Source organism: Dyella sp. ASV21 (assembly GCF_016428975.1).
Taxonomy (GTDB): Bacteria; Pseudomonadota; Gammaproteobacteria; order Xanthomonadales; family Rhodanobacteraceae; genus Dyella.
Genome location: NZ_JAELTT010000026.1, coordinates 19,940 through 37,402, shown reverse-complemented (window position 1 = coordinate 37,402; position 17,463 = coordinate 19,940). Strand labels below are relative to the sequence as shown.

Below are 17,463 nucleotides of genomic sequence, written 5' to 3'. Positions count from 1 at the left end.
ACTTCAAACGGTTGTAATTCTAAGATTTCGCGTCTATGTCCGTGACACTGCCAGAGTCCGTGGACGCTTGGCGCCTGGTCTCGGCGCGGCGTTCGTTCCAAGGGGTACTACCCGTAGCCGCCATGCAGCGGTTGGGTGACGCCCTGGCCAGTACGGAAGGAACGGCGCATTACGAGTTGGATTTTGGCCGCGACGAGTTCGGTACGTCGTATCTCGACGTCCGCGTCCAGGCTCCGCTCATGCTGACTTGCCAGCGCACCTTGGAGCCGTTTGTGCTGCCGGTGACGGTGGATAGCCGGCTTGGGCTGATCCGCTCCGAGCGCGAGGAAGCGGCGTTGCCGCCAGGTTGCGAGCCGTTGCTCATCGCTGACGACGGCAAGTTGAACCTGGTAGATGTGATCGAAGACGAATTGTTGTTGGCGCTGCCGCTGGTTCCGGTAAATCCGGACAGCACGCCAGCAGAAGAAGTAGTAGGCCCCGACCCAGAGGAAACCTCGGGCGAGGGGCGTTCCGATAACCCGTTCGCGGTTTTGCGCGAACTCAAGAAACGTTGATTTAGCTGGAGACTCGCCATGGCCGTTGCCAAGAGCCGCAAGACCCCGTCCACCCGCGGCATGCGTCGTTCGCACGACGCGCTCAAAACCGTGCAGCTGTCCACCGATCCGACCAGTGGCGAAGTGCATCTGCGCCACCACGTCACCAAGGATGGCTACTACCGCGGCAAGAAGGTCATCGCCACCAGCACGGCGGTGGTCGAAGAGGATTGATCGGTCCCGCAAGGGATACGGTTCCGCATGGCGGCGCGATTTCGCGCCGCTTTGCGTTTATGCGATCACCCACGTAACGTTGACGGATGGGATGCCGGTTGCAGCCCTGTGCGCAGCCTGCTTGTACCAATCCGCTGCATGGAAAGTTAATGGCCCAGATCTACGCCCGCATCACCGGCACTGGCAGCGCGCTGCCCGAGCGCGTGGTGACCAACGCCGATCTCGAGAAGATCGTCGAGACCAGTGACGAATGGATTCGTACCCGCACCGGCATCCAGAAGCGACATATCGCTGCGGATGGCCAGACCACTGGCGATCTTGCTACCGAGGCCGCGCAGCGCGCGCTGGAGGCAGCAGGCGTCAAGGCTTCCGAGCTTGACCTGATCGTGCTGGGCACCACCACGCCCGACATCATTTTCCCGTCGACCGCCTGCCTGGTGCAGCATCGCCTGGGCGCCAACGGTTGCGCCGCATTCGACGTCAATGCCGCCTGCTCGGGCTTTGTCTACGCGCTGGGTATTGCCGACAAGTTCATTCGCAGCGGCCAGTCCAAGAAGGTGCTGGTGATCGGCGCGGAAACGCTGACTCGCATGATCGACTGGAAGGAGCGCGAGACTTGCGTGCTGTTCGGCGACGGCGCGGGTGCGGTGGTGCTGGAGGCCTCCGAAGAGCCGGGCATCTACGCCACGCTGTTGCACGCCGACGGCGGCTTCAAGCATCTGCTGTACAACCCGGTGGGCGTGTCGGCGGGTTTCACGGATGAGCCGAACCACGGTGTGCGCATCAACATGTCCGGCCGTGAAGTGTTCAAGGTCGCGGTGAAGACGCTGGATTCGCTGGTGGACGAGACCCTGCAGGCGGCCGGTATGGAGGCCTCGCAGATCGACTGGCTGATCCCGCACCAGGCCAACCTGCGCATTATCGAGGCGACGGCAAAGCGCCTGAGCATGCCGATGGAGCAGGTGATCGTGACGGTGCACGAGCACGCCAACACGTCGTCGGGCTCGGTGCCGCTGGCGCTGGACTACGCCGTGCGCTCGGGCAAGGTGCAGCGCGGCCAGAATCTGCTGCTGGAAGCCTTCGGCGGCGGTTTCACCTGGGCCTCGGCGCTGCTGCGCTACTGATCCATCGGGTTATCGGTTGTTTCGCAATGCCGCCTTATGGGCGGCATTGTTGTTTGTGCCCGCCGCTTCGCGCGTCGGGGAAGGCCGGTTGACCGCAGTCAGCCCCCAAAAAAGCATGCGGGACGGGCCTGCTACCTCGAATACAGCTGCGTATGGCGTGCAATGCTGGCACCATTCCGTTTTTCGTTTCGGAACAACCACCCTCCATGACCCAGACTGTCGCTACGCTCGCTTTCGTATTTCCGGGCCAAGGCTCGCAATCGGTAGGCATGCTGGCTGATTTGGCCGCTGCCCATCCGGAAGTGAAGGCCACCTTCGATGAGGCCTCGCAGGGGGCCGGTGTCGATTTGTGGGCGCTGAGCCAGCATGGGCCCGAAGAAGACCTCAACCGCACCGAGAATACCCAGCCGGCGTTGCTGGCCGCGAGTGTGGCTGTGTGGCGCGTGTGGCAGAAGCTGGGTGGTGCGCAGCCGGCGCAGTTTTCCGGTCACAGCCTGGGTGAATACAGCGCGCTGGTGTGTGCGGGTGCCATGTCGCTGCACGATGCGGCGGCGCTGGTGGCTGAGCGCGGTCGGCTGATGCAGGCGGCGGTGCCCCCGGGCGTGGGCGCCATGGCGGCCATCCTTGGTGGCGACGATGCGCAGATCGCCGCGGTATGCGAGGAAGTGGCGCAGGGTCAGGTGGTGTCGCCGGCCAACTTCAATTCGCCGGGCCAGTTGGTAATTGCCGGTAACGCCGAGGCGGTGGACCGCGCGCTGGCCAAGCTGGCCGAGCAGGGCGTGAAAAAGGCGATCAAGCTGGCCGTTTCCGTGCCCTCGCACTGTGCATTGATGCGCGATGCCGCCGATCGCCTGGGCGAACGCATGGCGTCGATCGCCTGGACGTTGCCGAGCATTCCGGTGGTGCAGAACGCCGAGGCGCGCAGCTATCAGACGCTGGAAGAGATTCGTGGCGCGCTGCAGCGCCAGCTTTACTTGCCCGTGCGCTGGACCGAGTGCGTGCAGGCGCTGGTGGCCAACGGCGCCACGCACATCGCGGAAGCCGGTCCGGGAAAGGTGTTGGCCGGCCTGATCAAGCGAATCGACAAAAGCGTCGAGGCGCGCGCCATCGGCGCGCCGGCCGAACTGGATGCCACGCGCGCCGAGTGGGTTTGAGCGCGACCGATACTGACTCCATGCGGCTGGACGGATCGACGTTTAGCCATCCAAAGGGAAATGACAGATGAGCAAGACACTGCAAGGTGAAATCGCCCTCGTCACCGGCGCCAGTCGCGGCATCGGCGCGGCCATTGCCGACGAGCTGGCCGCGCAGGGCGCCACGGTGATCGGTACCGCCACCAGCGAGAGCGGCGCGGCCGCGATCGGCGAGCGCCTGGCGCCGCATGGCGGCCATGGCCGCATGCTCAACGTGACCGACAGTGCGGCGGTCGATGCGCTGATCGGCGATATCACCAAGGAATTCGGCGCAGTCTCCATCCTGGTCAACAACGCGGGCATTACCCGCGACCAACTGCTGATGCGCATGCCGGAGGATGACTGGCAGGCTATTCTCGATACCAACCTGACCTCGGTCTACCGCACCTCCAAGGCGGTCATGCGCGGCATGATGAAGGCGCGCAAAGGCCGCATCATTTCCATCGCCTCGGTGATCGGTCTCACCGGCAATTCGGGCCAGTCCAACTACGCGGCAGCCAAGGCCGGCATCATCGCGTTCTCCAAGTCACTGGCGCGAGAGATCGGCTCGCGCGGCATTACCGTGAACGTGGTGGCCCCGGGCTTCATCGACACCGACATGACGCGCTCGCTGCCGGAGGATGCCAAGCAGGCCCTCCTGGGTCAGATTGCACTGGGTCGCCTTGGTGAGGCGAGCGACATCGCCAAGGCCGTGGGCTTCCTGGCCTCGCCGGCGGCGGCATATATCACGGGCGAAACCCTGCACGTGAATGGCGGCATGTACATGCCCTAAGGCGTGAAGAGGTGGCGCTAAGCGCCGCCACGCACTGAATTGTTTGAAACGGTCGAGTCGCCTCCAGCCTGGCTGAGGCGTCCCGGCAAGCCGGCACGGGCCGGCTTAACAAGGAATTGTCGCCAGCGACCTCGTTTTAGGCGACAATTGCTTCTTTCGCGCCGGTCCCGTGGCCTGCGTTTCACTACGGTCGGCGGACCATGGCGGCCCCTGGGCTTAGCCACTACAATCCGCCGCCAATGGTTGGCCCCCGGGCCAGCCGTCGACAGGTAACTACTCCTTGGGAGGTATTGGCAACATGAGCACCATCGAAGAGCGCGTCAAGAAAATCGTCATCGAGCAGCTGGGCGTGAAGGAGGATGAAGTCACGGCGAACGCTTCGTTCGTGGACGATCTGGGCGCGGATTCGCTGGACACCGTCGAGCTGGTCATGGCCCTCGAGGAAGAGTTCGAGACCGAGATTCCGGACGAGGAAGCCGAGAAGATCACCACGGTGCAGCAGGCTGTCGATTACATCAAGGCCCACACCAAGGAGTGATCGCTCCGTCGCGGCAGGCGCCTGGCAACAAGCATCTGCCCGCCAGCGATACCGGAAGCTGCGCCACATTGGCGCAGTTTTCGTTTCTGCATTTTGCAACGTCCGATCCCGTATGGTGCGGCATCCCGCGCCGTGCGGCCCGGATCACGTGGCCGCGATAACGCGAAACCGTTGCCGCATCCGGCAGCGCCACGGAAACACGAGGGAAGATCAGCATGAGCAAACGACGTGTGGTTGTAACCGGCCTCGGCATTATTTCGCCGGTCGGCAACGAGGTCGCCATCGCCTGGGACAACATTCTCAAGGGCGTTAGCGGCATCGGTGCGGTTACTCATTTCGACGCCACCGCCTATGCAACGCGCATCGCAGGTCAGGTTCGCGATTTTGACGCGGCGCAGTGGATTGCCCCGAAAGAGATCAAGAAGATGGATCCGTTCATCCATTACGGCATCGCCGCGGGCACGCAAGCCCTGCGCGATTCCGGCCTGGAAGTGACGGAAGCCAATGCCACGCGCATTGGCGTAGCGGTGGCTGCCGGTATCGGCGGCCTGCATACCATCGAGCACACATCGATCGAACTGCACGAGAAGGGCCCGCGTCGCGTGTCGCCGTTCTTCGTGCCCAGCTCGATCATCAACATGGTGTCCGGCCACCTGTCGATCATGTACGGCCTGAAGGGCCCGAACATCGCCTGTGTCACGGCCTGCACCACCGGCACGCACAACATCGGCCTGGCCGCGCGCATGATCCAGTACGGCGATGCCGACGTGATGATTGCCGGCGGCGCCGAGTTCGCCACCACGGGTACCGCCATGGCGGGCTTCTGCTCGGCCAAGGCCATGTCTACCCGCAATGACGAGCCCGGCAAGGCCAGTCGCCCGTGGGACAAGGACCGCGACGGTTTCGTGCTGTCCGACGGCGCCGGTGTGCTGGTGCTGGAAGAGTACGAGCACGCCAAGGCGCGCGGCGCCAAGATCTACGCCGAACTGGTGGGCTTTGGCATGAGCGGCGACGCCTTCCACATCACCGCGCCCAGTGAGGGCGGTGAAGGTGCGGCACGTTGCATGGAGAGCGCGCTTAAGGACGGCGGCATCAACCCGTCCGACGTGCAGTACGTCAATGCGCACGGCACTTCCACGCCGTTGGGCGACCTGGGTGAAGTGCTGGCCGCCAAGCGCGTGTTCGGCGATCACGCCTACAAGCTGGCGATGAGCTCGACCAAGTCGGTGACGGGTCATCTGCTGGGCGCGGCCGGTGGCGTGGAGGCGATCTTCACCATCCTGGCGCTGCGCGACCAGGTGCTGCCGCCGACCATCAATCTGGACGAGCCGGGCGAAGGCTGCGACCTCGATTTCGTGCCGCACACCGCGCGCGAAGCCAAGATCGACGTGGCCATCTCCAACTCGTTTGGCTTTGGCGGCACCAACGGCACGCTGGCCTTCCGTCGCGTTTGAGCGGCGTGAGCAAGCTGCATCGTCGTACCCTGCACGGCCGGCGCGATCTACTCGCGCCGGCCGCTGCATTTCCAGGGCGCTATCCTGGCCTGCTGCAAAGCGTGACCCACGGAACGCCGCAGGCGCGTTACGACATTCTCTTTGCGTTTCCGCAAGGCAGCCTCACGCTCGCATCGGATGGTCGCCTGGTCGACGCGCAAGGACGCGAGCAGGTGGGGCGCTTTCTGGACGCACTCGACGTTGCCTGGCGCGCCGAGCGGGTGCCGCGCAGCGACGACGATCTGCCGTTCCATGGGGGCTGGCTGCTGCTGCTCACCTACGAATTGGTGGGCGAAATTGAACCTCGCTTGCGCCTGCTTCCACCCGCGCCGTTGCCGGTTGCGCTGGCCCTGCGTTGCCCTGCCGCGGTGGTGGTGGACCACCAGCGCGGTTGCACCGTGCTGGTGGCCGAGCCGGGGCACGAAACATTGCTCGATGCGATGGAGGCAGACCTGCGCGCCGTCGTTGAAGTGCCAGCGCTGGCGCCGCCAGATCGCTGGGATGAGGACGAGCCTGCGCTGTTCCTTGATGGCGTGACGCGCATCCACGACCATCTGCACGCAGGCGACATTTTCCAGGTCAATCTTTCCCGTGCCTGGCGCGCGCACTATGCGCGCTTGCCGGAGCCAGCGACGCTGTACAGCGCGTTGCGGCAGGCGAATCCGGCACCGTTCGCGGGCTTGTTGCAGCAGTCGGAGTGGTCCGTGGTCAGCTCCTCGCCCGAGCGCCTGGTCGAGGTGCGCGATGGGTTGGCGCAGACCCGCCCCATCGCGGGTACGCGTCCGCGTACCGCTGGCGACGATGACGTGGCGCGCATTCGCGAGTTGAGCACGCACCCCAAGGAGCGTGCCGAGCATGTGATGCTGATCGATCTGGAGCGTAACGATCTGGGACGCGTGTGCGTTCCGGGTACGGTCGAGGTCAATGAGCTGATGGTGGTCGAGAGCTATACGCATGTGCACCACATCGTTTCCAACGTGCGCGGTCGTTTGCGTTCGGGGGTGACGCCGGGCCAGGTGATTGCTGCGACGTTCCCGGGTGGCACCATCACAGGCTGTCCCAAGGTGCGTTGCATGGAAATCATTGCCGCCCTCGAACAGGCGCCGCGTGGTGCGTATACCGGCGCGCTTGGTTATCTCGATCGCAACGGCGACCTGGATCTCAACATCCTCATTCGTACGTTCACCATGGCCAATGGCGAGATCAGTCTGCGCGCGGGCGCGGGTATCGTGGCCGACTCGGTGGCGGAGAAAGAGCTGGATGAAACCCGGGCCAAGGCGCGTGGCTTGCTGCGTGCGCTAGGAGCACAGGGCTGATGGGTGAGCCCGCGCGCGTGCTGGTGAATGGGGTGCCGGCTGTCGAGGTATCGGCGTTCGATCGGGGGCTGTCCTATGGGGACGGCCTGTTTGAGACGATTCGCTTCGTTGGTGGCCACGCGCCCTTATGGTCGCGTCATATGCAGCGACTGTCCCTGGGCTGTCGGCGCCTGGGCTTGCCCTCTAGCGAGCCGGCATTGCTGTTGGCCGAAGCGCAGGCGATCACCGCCGGACTCGCCCATGCGGTCGTGCGCATTACCGTAACGCGCGGCCTGGGCGAGCGGGGTTATGCGCCGCCGCCGTCACCTCAGTCCACGCGTGTCGTCGCCGCGTTCGACGCGCCGTCGATGAAGGGCGCGAGCTATGTGGATGGTTTGCGCCTGCGTTGGTGTGACACCGCACTTGCGGTGCAACCGTTGCTGGCCGGCATGAAGCACCTCAATCGGCTGGAGCAGGTGCTGGCACGTGCCGAATGGAGCGATCCGGCCATCGGCGAGGGCTTGCTGTGCGATACGGAAGGCCAGCTGATCTCCGGCACCATGACCAATGTGTTTGCCGTGGTCGATAATGTTCTGACCACGCCATTGCTGGACGTCTCCGGTGTAGCCGGTGTGGCGCGCGCGGAGATCTTGGCTGCACGGCCGGCCACGTTAGTGAGGCGGATGACCCGTCACGACCTGGCGCGAGCCAGCGAGGTATTCCTCAGCTCCAGCGTCCGGGGCATTCTGCCGGTTCAGGCCGTGGGCGATACGGTGTATGTTCCCGGGCCGGTCACACGCGCTTTGCAGTTGTACTGGCGCGGGTTGGGTTTCCCCTTGGAGCAGGCATGAAGCGATTGAAATTGCGGGGGCGCGCGTGGTGGCGTGGCCTGATCGTGCTGGTGTTGTTGGCAGTAGCGGCCAGCCTGGTGTACGGCTGGATGGATTACCAGCGCTTCGTGCGCACGCCGCTGACGGTTTCCGTGCAGACGCCGAGCATCGACGTGGCGCGTGGCAACAGTCTGCGCGATGTGGTGGCCCAGTTGCGCGAGCAGCACGTCACCAGCACCGGGCCGCTCTATTGGCGCGTGCTGGCGGAGCAGTTGCGCGTGGCTGGCCGTCTCCACGCCGGTGAATACGCTTTGCCGTCAGGCATGACGCCGCGCGACTTGCTGCTCAATATGGCGGCAGGCAAGGTGCTGCAGCGTAACTTCACCATTGTCGACGGCTGGAACTTCCGCGAGTTGCGACAGGCCTTGGCCAAGGCGGATCGCTTGCGCCAGGACGCCGCCGGGTTGGACGACGCTGGGTTGATGGCCAAAATCGGCGCGTCCGGCGAAATGCCGGAAGGGCGCTTTCTGCCCGAGACCTATGCCTATGTGAAGGGTGATAGCGATCTGGACATCCTGCGCCGCGCGCATGCCGCGATGACCAGGATGCTGGATACGTTGTGGGCGCAGCGGGATAAGGATCTCCCGTTGGCCACACCCTACGATGCACTGATTCTTGCCTCGATCGTGGAAAAGGAAACCGGACGGGCGGACGAACGCCCGCGCATTGCCGGCGTCTTCGTGCGCCGTCTGCAAACGCGCATGTTGCTGCAGACCGACCCCACGGTGATCTACGGCATGGGCGAGTCCTATGCCGGCAATATCCATAAATCGGATCTCACCACCGATACGCCCTATAACACCTATACCCGCCAGGGCCTGCCGCCCACCCCGATCGCGATGCCTGGCAAGCCAGCCATCGAGGCGGCACTGCACCCGGCTGCGGGTTCCGAGCTGTATTTTGTAGCCAAAGGCGATGGTACCCACGTGTTCTCCAGTACGCTGGACGAACATAACCGCAATGTCGCCTGTTACCAGTTGAAGCGCTGTCCATGACATCACGAGGCAAATTCATTTCGCTCGAGGGCGGCGAAGGCGCCGGCAAGAGCACGCTGCTCGCCGGCTTGCAGCGGCACCTGGTTTCCCGTGGCGTCTCGCTGGTGCAGACCCGGGAGCCGGGCGGTACGGCGCTGGGTGAGGCCGTGCGTGCCATCGTGTTGAATCCGCAGCATCGCGACATGTGCGCGGAGGCGGAATTGCTGCTGATGTTCGCCTCGCGCGCGCAGTTGGTGCGCGAGTGCATCGAGCCGGCATTGGCGGCCGGCCAGTGGGTGTTGTGCGATCGCTTCACCGATGCCAGTTATGCCTATCAAGGTGGCGGGCGTGGCGTGCCGGCCGAACGCATCGTCACGCTGGAGCGTTGGGCCACGGAAGGGCTGGTGCCTGATCTCACTCTTCTGTTGGATCTGCCGGTGGCGACGGGGCGCGCGCGCGCCGCGGGTCGCGGCGAGGCCGATCGCATCGAGGTGGAGGAAGACGCGTTCTTTGAGCGGGTGCGTTCCACCTATCGGGCGCGCGCCGCGGCCGAGCCCAAGCGTTTTCGTTTGATCGACGCCAGCCTTACACCGGAACAGGTGTTGGCTGCCGCCACCGCTGCCACCGAACACTTGTTTGGAGCCGTTGCGTGAGTTTGATGCCCTGGCACGATGAGCATTGGTCTCGGCTGCAGGCGCGTCGCACGCGTGATGCCATGCCGCACGCGCTGCTGTTGTGCGGGCCCGGGGGACTGGGCAAGCGAGAGTTCATGCGCCGCTTTGCCCAAGGGCTGCTGTGTCAGCAGGCACGCGATGGCGAGCCCTGCGGGCATTGTCGCAGCTGCCTGCTTTTTGCGGCGGGGACCCACCCGGACTTTGCCGTGCTCAGTTTTGGTTTGCGCAAGGATGGCGTGCAGCGCAGTGAAATCGTGGTTGACCAGATTCGCGATCTGTCGGCGCGCCTGGCCATGGCCAGCCAGTTCGGTGGGTGGCAAATCGTCTGCATCGATCCGGCGGATGCCATGAACGCCGCTGCGGCCAATGCGTTACTCAAGACTTTGGAAGAGCCCTCGCCGCAGACCTTGCTATTGCTGGTGGCCGATGCGCCCTGGCGCCTGCCGCAGACCATTCGCAGCCGCTGCCAGCGCATCGAGTTCCATCTGCCGCCGCGCGACGTGGCGCTGGCGTGGCTGACGCAACATGGTGTGAAGGATGCCTCCGGCGCGCTCGATGCGGCGGGAGGCAACCCCGGTCTTGCGCGTGCCTGGGGCGAGCAGGGCGCGTTGGCTCGGCGTCAGGAAGTTCGCAAGGACCTCGCGGCGCTGGCGGCCGGTCGGGGTGAGATGATGGAAGTGACCAAGCGCTGGCTGGACGACGAGCCCGAGCAGCGCTTGTGGTTTGCGTCGCAGGCTGTGGCCGACGAAGCCAAGTCGCGTGCGAGTGGCGGGCAGGGCGTGCTCGCCAGTCAGCTCGACGCCGAGGCGCTGGACCGCTGGTACATGCACGCCAATCGTACGCGCGAATCCTTGCGTGGGCCGTTGCGCGGCGACTTGTTGCTGCTCGAGCTACTGGCCAGTTGGCGTTGAGCTGACAGCTTCACGGGGCTTTCCCCTGGCGCCTGGAAAGCCGGCTGACAGGCCTTTTTTCTACGCTGGCGGGATGAAGTCCCCGCACCAAAATCGCCTCCCCATCTGGCCGTGGATATCGTTCTTGCTCCTGCTGGTCCTGCGGCTGGCCTGGTTGAACGCGTACACGCTCAACTCCGACGAATCGCAGCACGCGCACGTGGCCTGGGCATGGACCCAAGGGTTGCTCCCCTACCGTGATGTGTTCGACAACCACGGCCCGCTGTTCGGCTGGCTGCACGCGCCTTTGCTGAAGTGGCTGGATGGCCGTGCCGATGTATTGACCTGGCTGCGTATGGCCATGCAGTTCTGGTATCTGCTGGCGCTGGGCGCGACGGGTTGGATGGCGCGTCGCCTTTACGGCTGGCGCGTTGCGGTAGTGGTGATGTTGGTGGCCGGGTTGTTCCCGCGTTTCTTCCTGGTTAGTGGTCAGTTTCGCACCGATGACATGTGGATGGCCTTGTGGCTTGCCGGGCTGGCCTTTGTGGTCGGTGCGCCTCCACGCATCTGGCGGTATTTCCTTGCGGGCTTGCTGTTTGGTGCCGCCTTGGCGGTGTCGCAAAAGACCCTGGTGCTATTGGCCACCACGGTGATCGCTGCGCTGGTGATTCGGCTGCTGCGTCCCGTGGATGCACCGCGTGGCGGCGCGCGCTGTTGGTTGGCAGGTGGGCTCGGCGTGCTGGTGATACCGGGCATCTTCCTGGCCTGGCTGGCGGCCCATGGCGTACTGACCGATGCCTGGTATGGCCTGGCGGGCTACAACATGGGCGGGCAGGGCAAGCGGCATGTGGTGCAGCAAGCGCTGTGGTTCGTCATCCTCTCGGCGCTGTTGCTGGTCGCCACCGTAGCGGAAACGCGCCGACGGGCGTTGCGCGAATTCGATTGGACCATGTTCCTGGTGTTGCAGGGTGGTCTGTTCCTGTTCCTCATCTGGTTCGTCTGGCCGCTGATCACCAAACAGGATTTCCTGCCGGTACTGCCCACGCTGGTGATGGCGGGCGGTGGCTGGTTCTCCCAGCGCCCCTGGTTGAACCTGCGTCCACGCCTGCGGGCGGGTGTGCTGATGGTGGTGCTCAGCGCCGAGCTGTTCACGATCGTCTGCTATGCGCCGCCGTGGGAGGATGCCCTGGCCAAGCAGCGAGCCGAGTTGGACGTGGTGTTGCGCTATACCGACAAGACCGACACCGTGATGGATGCCAAGGGCGACTCGATCTTCCGTGCGCGTCCTTATTATCCGGTGCTCGAAAGCCTGGCGATGCATCGCCTGCGCAAGGGCCAGATGACCGATACGATCATCGACGACATGATCAATAGCCATACGATGGTGGTGATGCTGCGACGCTTTCCTCACGCCAGCGCGCGTTTTGTGATGCTCAATTTTTTGCCGGCGGGCGGCGGCGTGGGCGTGGCGGGGCGTATGCTTCCCACTCATGAGGCGGATCAGGTGATCGATGTGGCGGTACCGGGTGACTACGTGTTGACCGATGGCAATCAGCGCCTGCGCGCCAGCCTGGACGGGGCGCCGGTCGCCGATCATTGGGTGGTTACGCGCGGCACCCACCATTGGAAGGTGGAGGGGGGCATTCCGGTCGCCCTGGTGTGGACGCAGGCCTTCGATCGGGGGTGGCGCCCGGTACCTCCCGCACTCGTGGATTGGCGCTGATATGGCGTTGAGCTTGAACGCCAGCACCCGATTGCTGGTGGTGGCACCGCATCCAGACGATGAATCCATCGCCACCGGCGAGCTGATTCAGCAGGTGAAGCAGTCCGGTGGCGAGGTGTGCATTGCGTTGCTCACCAACGGCGACAACAACCCCTGGCCCCAGCGCTGGGTGGAGCGCCGGCTGCGGATTGGCCCCGAGGAGCGTCGTCGTTGGGGGAGGCGCCGACGTAGCGAAGTGAGTAACGCCCTGCAGCGGCTCGGGGTTGGCCCTGACGCGCTGCGCGTGCTCGACTGGCCAGACATGGGGGTCACCAGCCGCTTGCGCGATGCCTGGGGGGCAAGCGTCGCAGCGCTGGGGGATGTGGTGGATGCTTGCCGGCCTAGTCTGGTGGCGCTCCCCGCCCTGGGGGATTGCCACCCCGATCATAGTGCGGCTCATGTGCTGACCCGATTGGCGCTGTCTCGCTGGTCGGGTGGCGAGCCGGAGTTGCTGGCCTACCTGGTGCATGGCCAAGAGAGGCATGCCCTGTCCAGGGTCAAGCTGGACTCCTCGGTGGAGCTGCATGCCCTGAAAATGGCCGCTTTGGCATGCCATGGCAGCCAGATGGCGCTCAGCGGCAAGCGTATGCGCCGGCTTGCCGATCGTGCCGAGCGCTACCAATGGGTTCGCTCGCAAGGTGCGTCGGGCCCCCTGGTGTTGCCGTGGCAGCCATCGGCAGTATTGATTCCGGGGCTGCATCTGATGTTGGTCGATAGCCAGGGCGTGCGCCGCTGGCCCTGGCGCCAGGCGCCCCTGGAGCGTGACGGGGAGGGGCGATACGTGCTCCATGCGCAGGCACAGGGGGGCGCGGGCCCCCGCTTCGTCAAACTCCACATGAACCTGCCGTCTCCGTGGATCTACGATCGCTGGGGCTGGAGCGAGGTCTAACCGGCGTTCGCTGTCACATTCTTTCGACGCATCGCTTGTGGCTCGCCCCGGGCGCTCGCTACGATGCCGGGAGGGGAGTCGCCCTAAGCGACTCGCAGGAGCATTCATGAATCCGGCCATTGCCGCCCGCCAGGGCATCATTTCTTTGAAGATCAAGGACACAGCGGCGCTTTACAATGCCTACATGCCTTATCTGAAGAGCGGCGGCCTGTTCGCGCCCACGGCCCAGCGCTATGCCTTGGGGGATGAAGTGGTGCTGCTGATCAACCTCACCGACGAGGGCGAACGCCTCTCGGTGGCCGGCAAAGTGGTCTGGGTGACCCCGCTGGGTGCGCAGGGCAATCGCACGGCCGGCATCGGCGTGCAATTCAATGACTCCGCCGACGGCGAGCAGGCCCGCACCCGCATCGAGAATCTACTGGCCGGAATGACGGCGTCAGAGCGTCCGACGCACACCATGTAAGACCTTGGTAGTAATTGCCTGGGCAGTATCGCCGTGAGGCGTACGTGATCGCCTGCAAATTGCCTTCCAAATACCCGTCAAGGCTTGTTGTTGTTAAGCGCGCTGATACAATGTCGCGATTCCCGACCCTGATCGTGGAAAGTCGGACGTTCGTAGCCCCAAACGCGGCGATCGTGGCGTAAAGCCCATGGCCTTGACCGGCCTGCTGAATCCAGTTCCGGACCGTTCACCCCAACGGTCACTGATGCGCCGATGAAGGCGCGGAGGTACGTTCCATCGTGCTTGCCGAATACTGGCCCATTCTTTTGTTCATCGGCGTTGCCGCTGGCCTTGGCGTGGTGCTGCTAGCCATAGGCCTGCTAGCTGGCCCCCGTCGCCCCGAGTCGGAGAAGCTCTCGCCTTACGAGTGCGGCTTCGAAGCGTTCGAAGACGCGCGCATGCGCTTTGACGTTCGCTACTACCTGCTGGCGATCATCTTCATCATCTTTGACCTGGAAATTGCCTTCCTGTTCCCATGGGCGGTGGTGTTCCAGAAGATCGGCCTGATCGCGCTGATCGAAATGGCGCTGTTCCTGCTGCTGCTGGTCATCGGTTTTGCTTACGTGTGGAAGAAGGGAGCACTGGAATGGGAGTGATCTCGTCCCTCGACCGGGTGATGCACAACCCGCAACCGTTGAACTTGGTGGACGACATCCTGCGTCCGGCCGAGGACAACCCCGTCATCCAGCGCGGCTTCGCCACCACCAGCGTCGATGCGCTGATGAACTGGGCGCGTACCGGCTCGATGTGGCCGATGACCTTCGGCCTGGCCTGCTGCGCCGTGGAAATGATGCATGCGGGCGCCGCGCGCCTGGACCTGGATCGCTACGGCGTGGTGTTCCGCCCGAGTCCGCGCCAGTCCGACGTAATGATCGTGGCCGGCACCCTGGTCAATAAGATGGCCCCGGCGCTGCGCAAGGTCTACGACCAGATGCCGGATCCCAAGTGGGTCATCTCCATGGGTAGCTGCGCCAACGGTGGCGGCTACTACCACTATTCGTACTCGGTGGTGCGCGGCTGCGACCGCATCGTGCCGGTGGACATCTACGTGCCCGGCTGCCCGCCGACGGCCGAAGCGCTGATCCACGGCATTTTGCAGTTGCAGAAGAAGATCCGTCGCACCAACACCATTGCGCGTTCCTGACTAAGGCGCAGCTGAGCCATGACTGATACACCCACGAACTCGCTGGCCGAGCGCCTCTCCGCGCGATTCGGCGACACGCTGACGATCAGTATCGTTCGCAACGAAGTTACCGCCGAACTGGCCGCCGCCGACCTGCTCGCGGTGGCCACGGCGCTGCGTGACGAGGCACCGTTCCGTTTCGGTGTGCCGATCGACGTCTGCGGCATCGACTACCTGGGCTACGGCCAGACCGAGTGGGACACGGAAACCGTGTCCGGCACCGGCTTCTCGCGTGGCGTGGAAGGCGAGGCCATGGGGCGCTTCACGTGGGCTGATCGTCCGCATGCCGTGTCGTCGCCGCGTCGTTTTGCCTCCGTGGTGCACCTGCTGTCGCTGGAAAACAACCAGCGACTGCGCCTGCGTGTGTTCTGCGAAGACGACACGTTGCCGATGGTGCCTTCGCTCACCGGCATTTGGCCGGGCGTGAACTGGTTCGAGCGCGAGTCGTTCGACCTGTACGGCATCGTCTACGACGGCCACCCAGACTTGCGCCGCATCCTCACCGACTACGGTTTCGTGGGCCACCCGTTCCGCAAGGATTTTCCGCTCATCGGCAACGTTGAAGTGCGCTACGACCCCGAGCAGAAGCGCGTGGTGTACGAACCCGTGTCGATCGAGCCGCGCGTGCTGGTGCCGCGCGTCATCCGTGACGATGCCGACCTGCTGCAGGCCAAGGCCGAAGCGGCCGATAACTGGCGGAACAACTGATCATGCAAGAGATCCGCAACTACACCATGAACTTCGGCCCGCAGCATCCCGCTGCGCACGGCGTGCTGCGCCTGGTGCTGGAGATGGACGGCGAAACCGTCGTTCGTGCCGATCCGCACATCGGTCTGCTTCATCGCGGCACCGAGAAGCTGGCCGAGTCCAAGCCTTTCAACCAGTCGATCGGCTACATGGATCGACTGGACTACGTGTCGATGATGTGCAACGAGCACGCTTATGTGCGCGCCATCGAAACCCTGCTGGGTATCGAAGTGCCGGAACGTGCGCAGTACATCCGCACCATGTTCGACGAGATCACCCGCATCCTGAACCATTTGATGTGGATCGGCTCCAACGCGCTCGACCTGGGCGCGATGGCGGTGTTCCTGTACGCGTTCCGTGAGCGCGAGGAACTGATGGACGTCTACGAGGCGGTATCGGGCGCGCGCATGCACGCGACCTACTACCGTCCGGGCGGCGTCTACCGCGATCTGCCGAACCACATGTCGCAGTATCGCGAGTCGCCCTGGCACAAGGGCAAGGACCTCAAGCGCCTCAATAGCTGGCGCGAAGGCTCCATGCTCGACTACCTCGAAGCGTTCACCAACGACTTCCCGACCAAGGTGGACGAGTACGAAGAGCTGCTGACCAATAACCGTATCTGGAAGCAGCGTACGGTCGGCATCGGCGTGATTCCGCCGGAGAAGGCGCAGGCCTGGGGCATGACCGGCGTGATGCTGCGCGGTTCGGGCATCGAATGGGATCTGCGCAAGAAGCAGCCTTATGCCAAGTACGCCGAGGTGGATTTTGACATCCCGGTGGGCGTGGGTGGCGATTGCTACGACCGCTACCTGGTGCGCGTGGAAGAAATGCGCCAGTCCAACCGCATTATCCAGCAGTGCGTGAAGTGGCTGAAGGCCAACCCCGGTCCGGTCATCGTGCAGAACTACAAGGTCGCTCCGCCTCATCGTGAAAACATGAAGGAGGACATGGAAGCGCTGATTCACCACTTCAAGCTCTTCACCGAGGGCTATGGCGTACCGGCCGGCGAAACCTATGCCGCCGTGGAAGCGCCGAAGGGCGAGTTCGGCTGCTACCTGGTCTCCGATGGCGCCAACAAGCCGTTCCGCGCGCACCTGCGCGCACCGGGTTTTGCCCATCTGTCGTCGATGGACGCCATCGTGCGCGGCCACATGCTGGCCGACGTGGTGGCGATGATCGGTACCTACGACCTCGTGTTCGGCGAAGTCGATCGCTGAGCGCACGGGAGCATTACTGATGAAAGCCACCGGAAATTACGAGCAGGTCAAGAACGTCGACCCGCTTGTCGTACTGAACGAGCACACCCGTCACCACATTGAAGAGTGGGTGGCGCGGTTCCCGCCCGACCGCAAGCGTTCGGCATTGATCCAGGCGCTGTTCGCCGCGCAGGAGCAGAACCAGGGTTACCTGACCGACGAGCTGATCACCGCTGTCGCCAAGTATCTGGAGCTGCCCGCCGTGTGGGCATACGAAGTGGCCAGCTTCTACTCGATGCTGGAAACCAAGCCTGTCGGCCGCAACAACGTCGCCATCTGCACGAACGTCTCGTGCTGGCTCAACGGCGCCGACGATCTGGTCAGGCATTGCGAGCAGAAGCTGGGCATCAAGCTCGGCGAAAGCACGCCGGATGGTCGCGTGTATCTGAAGCGCGAAGAAGAATGCATCGCCGCTTGCGCATCCGCGCCGGCGATGACCGTCAATGGTCACTACCACGAGCGTCTCTCGATCCAGAAGATCGACGAGATTCTCGACGGTCTCAAGTAAGGGCAG

Annotated in this window: 20 protein-coding genes; all 20 read left to right on the top strand. The window is 64.1% G+C overall.

Features of this window, described 5'->3' with window-relative positions; genetic code table 11:
- The first annotated feature begins 35 nt into the window (after nucleotides 1-35).
- The 20 genes from JHD67_RS10870 to nuoE all read left to right on the top strand — a co-directional run bounded on the left by JHD67_RS10870 (nucleotide 36) and on the right by nuoE (nucleotide 17,457).
- The gene (locus JHD67_RS10870; protein WP_199099203.1) at nucleotides 36-554 is read left to right on the top strand and encodes a YceD family protein; all 519 of its coding nucleotides are present in this window, start codon (nucleotides 36-38) and stop codon (nucleotides 552-554) included.
- Between the two features lie 18 nt (nucleotides 555-572).
- Nucleotides 573-767 (top strand): 50S ribosomal protein L32, encoded by a 195-nt coding sequence (rpmF, locus tag JHD67_RS10865; RefSeq protein WP_199099202.1) that lies wholly within the window; start codon nucleotides 573-575, stop codon nucleotides 765-767.
- A gap of 149 nt (nucleotides 768-916) precedes the next feature.
- Nucleotides 917-1,891, top strand: coding sequence for a beta-ketoacyl-ACP synthase III (locus tag JHD67_RS10860; RefSeq protein WP_199099201.1), 975 nt, complete (start codon nucleotides 917-919; stop codon nucleotides 1,889-1,891).
- A 206-nt stretch (nucleotides 1,892-2,097) separates the two neighbouring features.
- The gene (gene fabD / locus JHD67_RS10855; RefSeq protein ID WP_199099200.1) at nucleotides 2,098-3,045 is read left to right on the top strand and encodes an ACP S-malonyltransferase; all 948 of its coding nucleotides are present in this window, start codon (nucleotides 2,098-2,100) and stop codon (nucleotides 3,043-3,045) included.
- A 67-nt stretch (nucleotides 3,046-3,112) separates the two neighbouring features.
- The gene (fabG, locus tag JHD67_RS10850) at nucleotides 3,113-3,856 is read left to right on the top strand and encodes a 3-oxoacyl-ACP reductase FabG (RefSeq protein WP_199099199.1); all 744 of its coding nucleotides are present in this window, start codon (nucleotides 3,113-3,115) and stop codon (nucleotides 3,854-3,856) included.
- A gap of 298 nt (nucleotides 3,857-4,154) precedes the next feature.
- Nucleotides 4,155-4,394, top strand: coding sequence for an acyl carrier protein (acpP, locus tag JHD67_RS10845; RefSeq protein WP_114823364.1), 240 nt, complete (start codon nucleotides 4,155-4,157; stop codon nucleotides 4,392-4,394).
- Between the two features lie 215 nt (nucleotides 4,395-4,609).
- The gene (gene fabF, locus JHD67_RS10840; protein WP_199099198.1) at nucleotides 4,610-5,848 is read left to right on the top strand and encodes a beta-ketoacyl-ACP synthase II; all 1,239 of its coding nucleotides are present in this window, start codon (nucleotides 4,610-4,612) and stop codon (nucleotides 5,846-5,848) included.
- 5 nt (nucleotides 5,849-5,853) lie between these two features.
- On the top strand, nucleotides 5,854-7,203 hold the full coding sequence (locus JHD67_RS10835) for an aminodeoxychorismate synthase component I (protein ID WP_199099197.1): 1,350 nt from the start codon (nucleotides 5,854-5,856) through the stop codon (nucleotides 7,201-7,203).
- A complete protein-coding gene (gene pabC, locus JHD67_RS10830) occupies nucleotides 7,203-8,033 on the top strand; it encodes an aminodeoxychorismate lyase (protein WP_199099196.1) in 831 nt (276 codons plus the stop codon). Before JHD67_RS10835 ends, pabC begins: the two co-directional genes overlap by 1 nt.
- Nucleotides 8,030-9,067, top strand: a complete 1,038-nt coding sequence (gene mltG, locus JHD67_RS10825; protein ID WP_199099195.1) for an endolytic transglycosylase MltG — start codon at nucleotides 8,030-8,032, stop codon at nucleotides 9,065-9,067. The genes pabC and mltG overlap by 4 nt, the downstream gene beginning before the upstream one ends.
- Nucleotides 9,064-9,699, top strand: coding sequence for a dTMP kinase (gene tmk / locus JHD67_RS10820; RefSeq protein WP_199099194.1), 636 nt, complete (start codon nucleotides 9,064-9,066; stop codon nucleotides 9,697-9,699). Before mltG ends, tmk begins: the two co-directional genes overlap by 4 nt.
- Nucleotides 9,696-10,631, top strand: coding sequence for a DNA polymerase III subunit delta' (gene holB / locus JHD67_RS10815; protein ID WP_199099193.1), 936 nt, complete (start codon nucleotides 9,696-9,698; stop codon nucleotides 10,629-10,631). Before tmk ends, holB begins: the two co-directional genes overlap by 4 nt.
- Before the next feature lie 124 nt (nucleotides 10,632-10,755).
- The gene (locus JHD67_RS10810; protein ID WP_199099192.1) at nucleotides 10,756-12,333 is read left to right on the top strand and encodes a hypothetical protein; all 1,578 of its coding nucleotides are present in this window, start codon (nucleotides 10,756-10,758) and stop codon (nucleotides 12,331-12,333) included.
- A 1-nt stretch (nucleotide 12,334) separates the two neighbouring features.
- Nucleotides 12,335-13,261, top strand: coding sequence for a PIG-L family deacetylase (locus tag JHD67_RS10805; RefSeq protein ID WP_199099191.1), 927 nt, complete (start codon nucleotides 12,335-12,337; stop codon nucleotides 13,259-13,261).
- A 106-nt stretch (nucleotides 13,262-13,367) separates the two neighbouring features.
- Nucleotides 13,368-13,724, top strand: a complete 357-nt coding sequence (locus JHD67_RS10800; RefSeq protein ID WP_199099190.1) for a PilZ domain-containing protein — start codon at nucleotides 13,368-13,370, stop codon at nucleotides 13,722-13,724.
- A 278-nt stretch (nucleotides 13,725-14,002) separates the two neighbouring features.
- Nucleotides 14,003-14,359 carry an NADH-quinone oxidoreductase subunit A gene (locus JHD67_RS10795; RefSeq protein WP_199099189.1) on the top strand — a complete coding sequence of 119 codons (357 nt, stop codon included), beginning with the start codon at nucleotides 14,003-14,005 and terminating at the stop codon, nucleotides 14,357-14,359.
- Nucleotides 14,350-14,907, top strand: a complete 558-nt coding sequence (locus tag JHD67_RS10790) for an NADH-quinone oxidoreductase subunit B (RefSeq protein WP_026034090.1) — start codon at nucleotides 14,350-14,352, stop codon at nucleotides 14,905-14,907. Before JHD67_RS10795 ends, JHD67_RS10790 begins: the two co-directional genes overlap by 10 nt.
- Nucleotides 14,908-14,925: 18 nt before the next feature.
- The gene (locus JHD67_RS10785) at nucleotides 14,926-15,654 is read left to right on the top strand and encodes an NADH-quinone oxidoreductase subunit C (protein WP_199099188.1); all 729 of its coding nucleotides are present in this window, start codon (nucleotides 14,926-14,928) and stop codon (nucleotides 15,652-15,654) included.
- Nucleotides 15,655-15,656: 2 nt separating this feature from the next.
- Complete coding sequence (locus tag JHD67_RS10780; RefSeq protein ID WP_199099187.1) at nucleotides 15,657-16,910, top strand: NADH-quinone oxidoreductase subunit D; 1,254 nt, start codon at nucleotides 15,657-15,659, stop codon at nucleotides 16,908-16,910.
- A gap of 19 nt (nucleotides 16,911-16,929) precedes the next feature.
- The gene (nuoE, locus tag JHD67_RS10775) at nucleotides 16,930-17,457 is read left to right on the top strand and encodes an NADH-quinone oxidoreductase subunit NuoE (protein WP_199099186.1); all 528 of its coding nucleotides are present in this window, start codon (nucleotides 16,930-16,932) and stop codon (nucleotides 17,455-17,457) included.
- The last annotated feature ends 6 nt before the right edge of the window (nucleotides 17,458-17,463 follow it).

Bases quoted from the DNA above. Each gene is read 5' to 3' on its own strand.
- JHD67_RS10870 (WP_199099203.1), top strand. From the start codon at position 36: ATGTCCGTGACACTGCCAGAGTCCGTGGACGCTTGGCGCCTGGTCTCG.
- rpmF (WP_199099202.1), top strand. From the start codon at position 573: ATGGCCGTTGCCAAGAGCCGCAAGACCCCGTCCACCCGCGGCATGCGT.
- JHD67_RS10860 (WP_199099201.1), top strand. From the start codon at position 917: ATGGCCCAGATCTACGCCCGCATCACCGGCACTGGCAGCGCGCTGCCC.
- fabD (WP_199099200.1), top strand. From the start codon at position 2,098: ATGACCCAGACTGTCGCTACGCTCGCTTTCGTATTTCCGGGCCAAGGC.
- fabG (WP_199099199.1), top strand. From the start codon at position 3,113: ATGAGCAAGACACTGCAAGGTGAAATCGCCCTCGTCACCGGCGCCAGT.
- acpP (WP_114823364.1), top strand. From the start codon at position 4,155: ATGAGCACCATCGAAGAGCGCGTCAAGAAAATCGTCATCGAGCAGCTG.
- fabF (WP_199099198.1), top strand. From the start codon at position 4,610: ATGAGCAAACGACGTGTGGTTGTAACCGGCCTCGGCATTATTTCGCCG.
- pabC (WP_199099196.1), top strand. From the start codon at position 7,203: ATGGGTGAGCCCGCGCGCGTGCTGGTGAATGGGGTGCCGGCTGTCGAG.
- mltG (WP_199099195.1), top strand. From the start codon at position 8,030: ATGAAGCGATTGAAATTGCGGGGGCGCGCGTGGTGGCGTGGCCTGATC.
- tmk (WP_199099194.1), top strand. From the start codon at position 9,064: ATGACATCACGAGGCAAATTCATTTCGCTCGAGGGCGGCGAAGGCGCC.
- JHD67_RS10805 (WP_199099191.1), top strand. From the start codon at position 12,335: ATGGCGTTGAGCTTGAACGCCAGCACCCGATTGCTGGTGGTGGCACCG.
- JHD67_RS10800 (WP_199099190.1), top strand. From the start codon at position 13,368: ATGAATCCGGCCATTGCCGCCCGCCAGGGCATCATTTCTTTGAAGATC.
- JHD67_RS10790 (WP_026034090.1), top strand. From the start codon at position 14,350: ATGGGAGTGATCTCGTCCCTCGACCGGGTGATGCACAACCCGCAACCG.
- JHD67_RS10785 (WP_199099188.1), top strand. From the start codon at position 14,926: ATGACTGATACACCCACGAACTCGCTGGCCGAGCGCCTCTCCGCGCGA.
- JHD67_RS10780 (WP_199099187.1), top strand. From the start codon at position 15,657: ATGCAAGAGATCCGCAACTACACCATGAACTTCGGCCCGCAGCATCCC.
- nuoE (WP_199099186.1), top strand. From the start codon at position 16,930: ATGAAAGCCACCGGAAATTACGAGCAGGTCAAGAACGTCGACCCGCTT.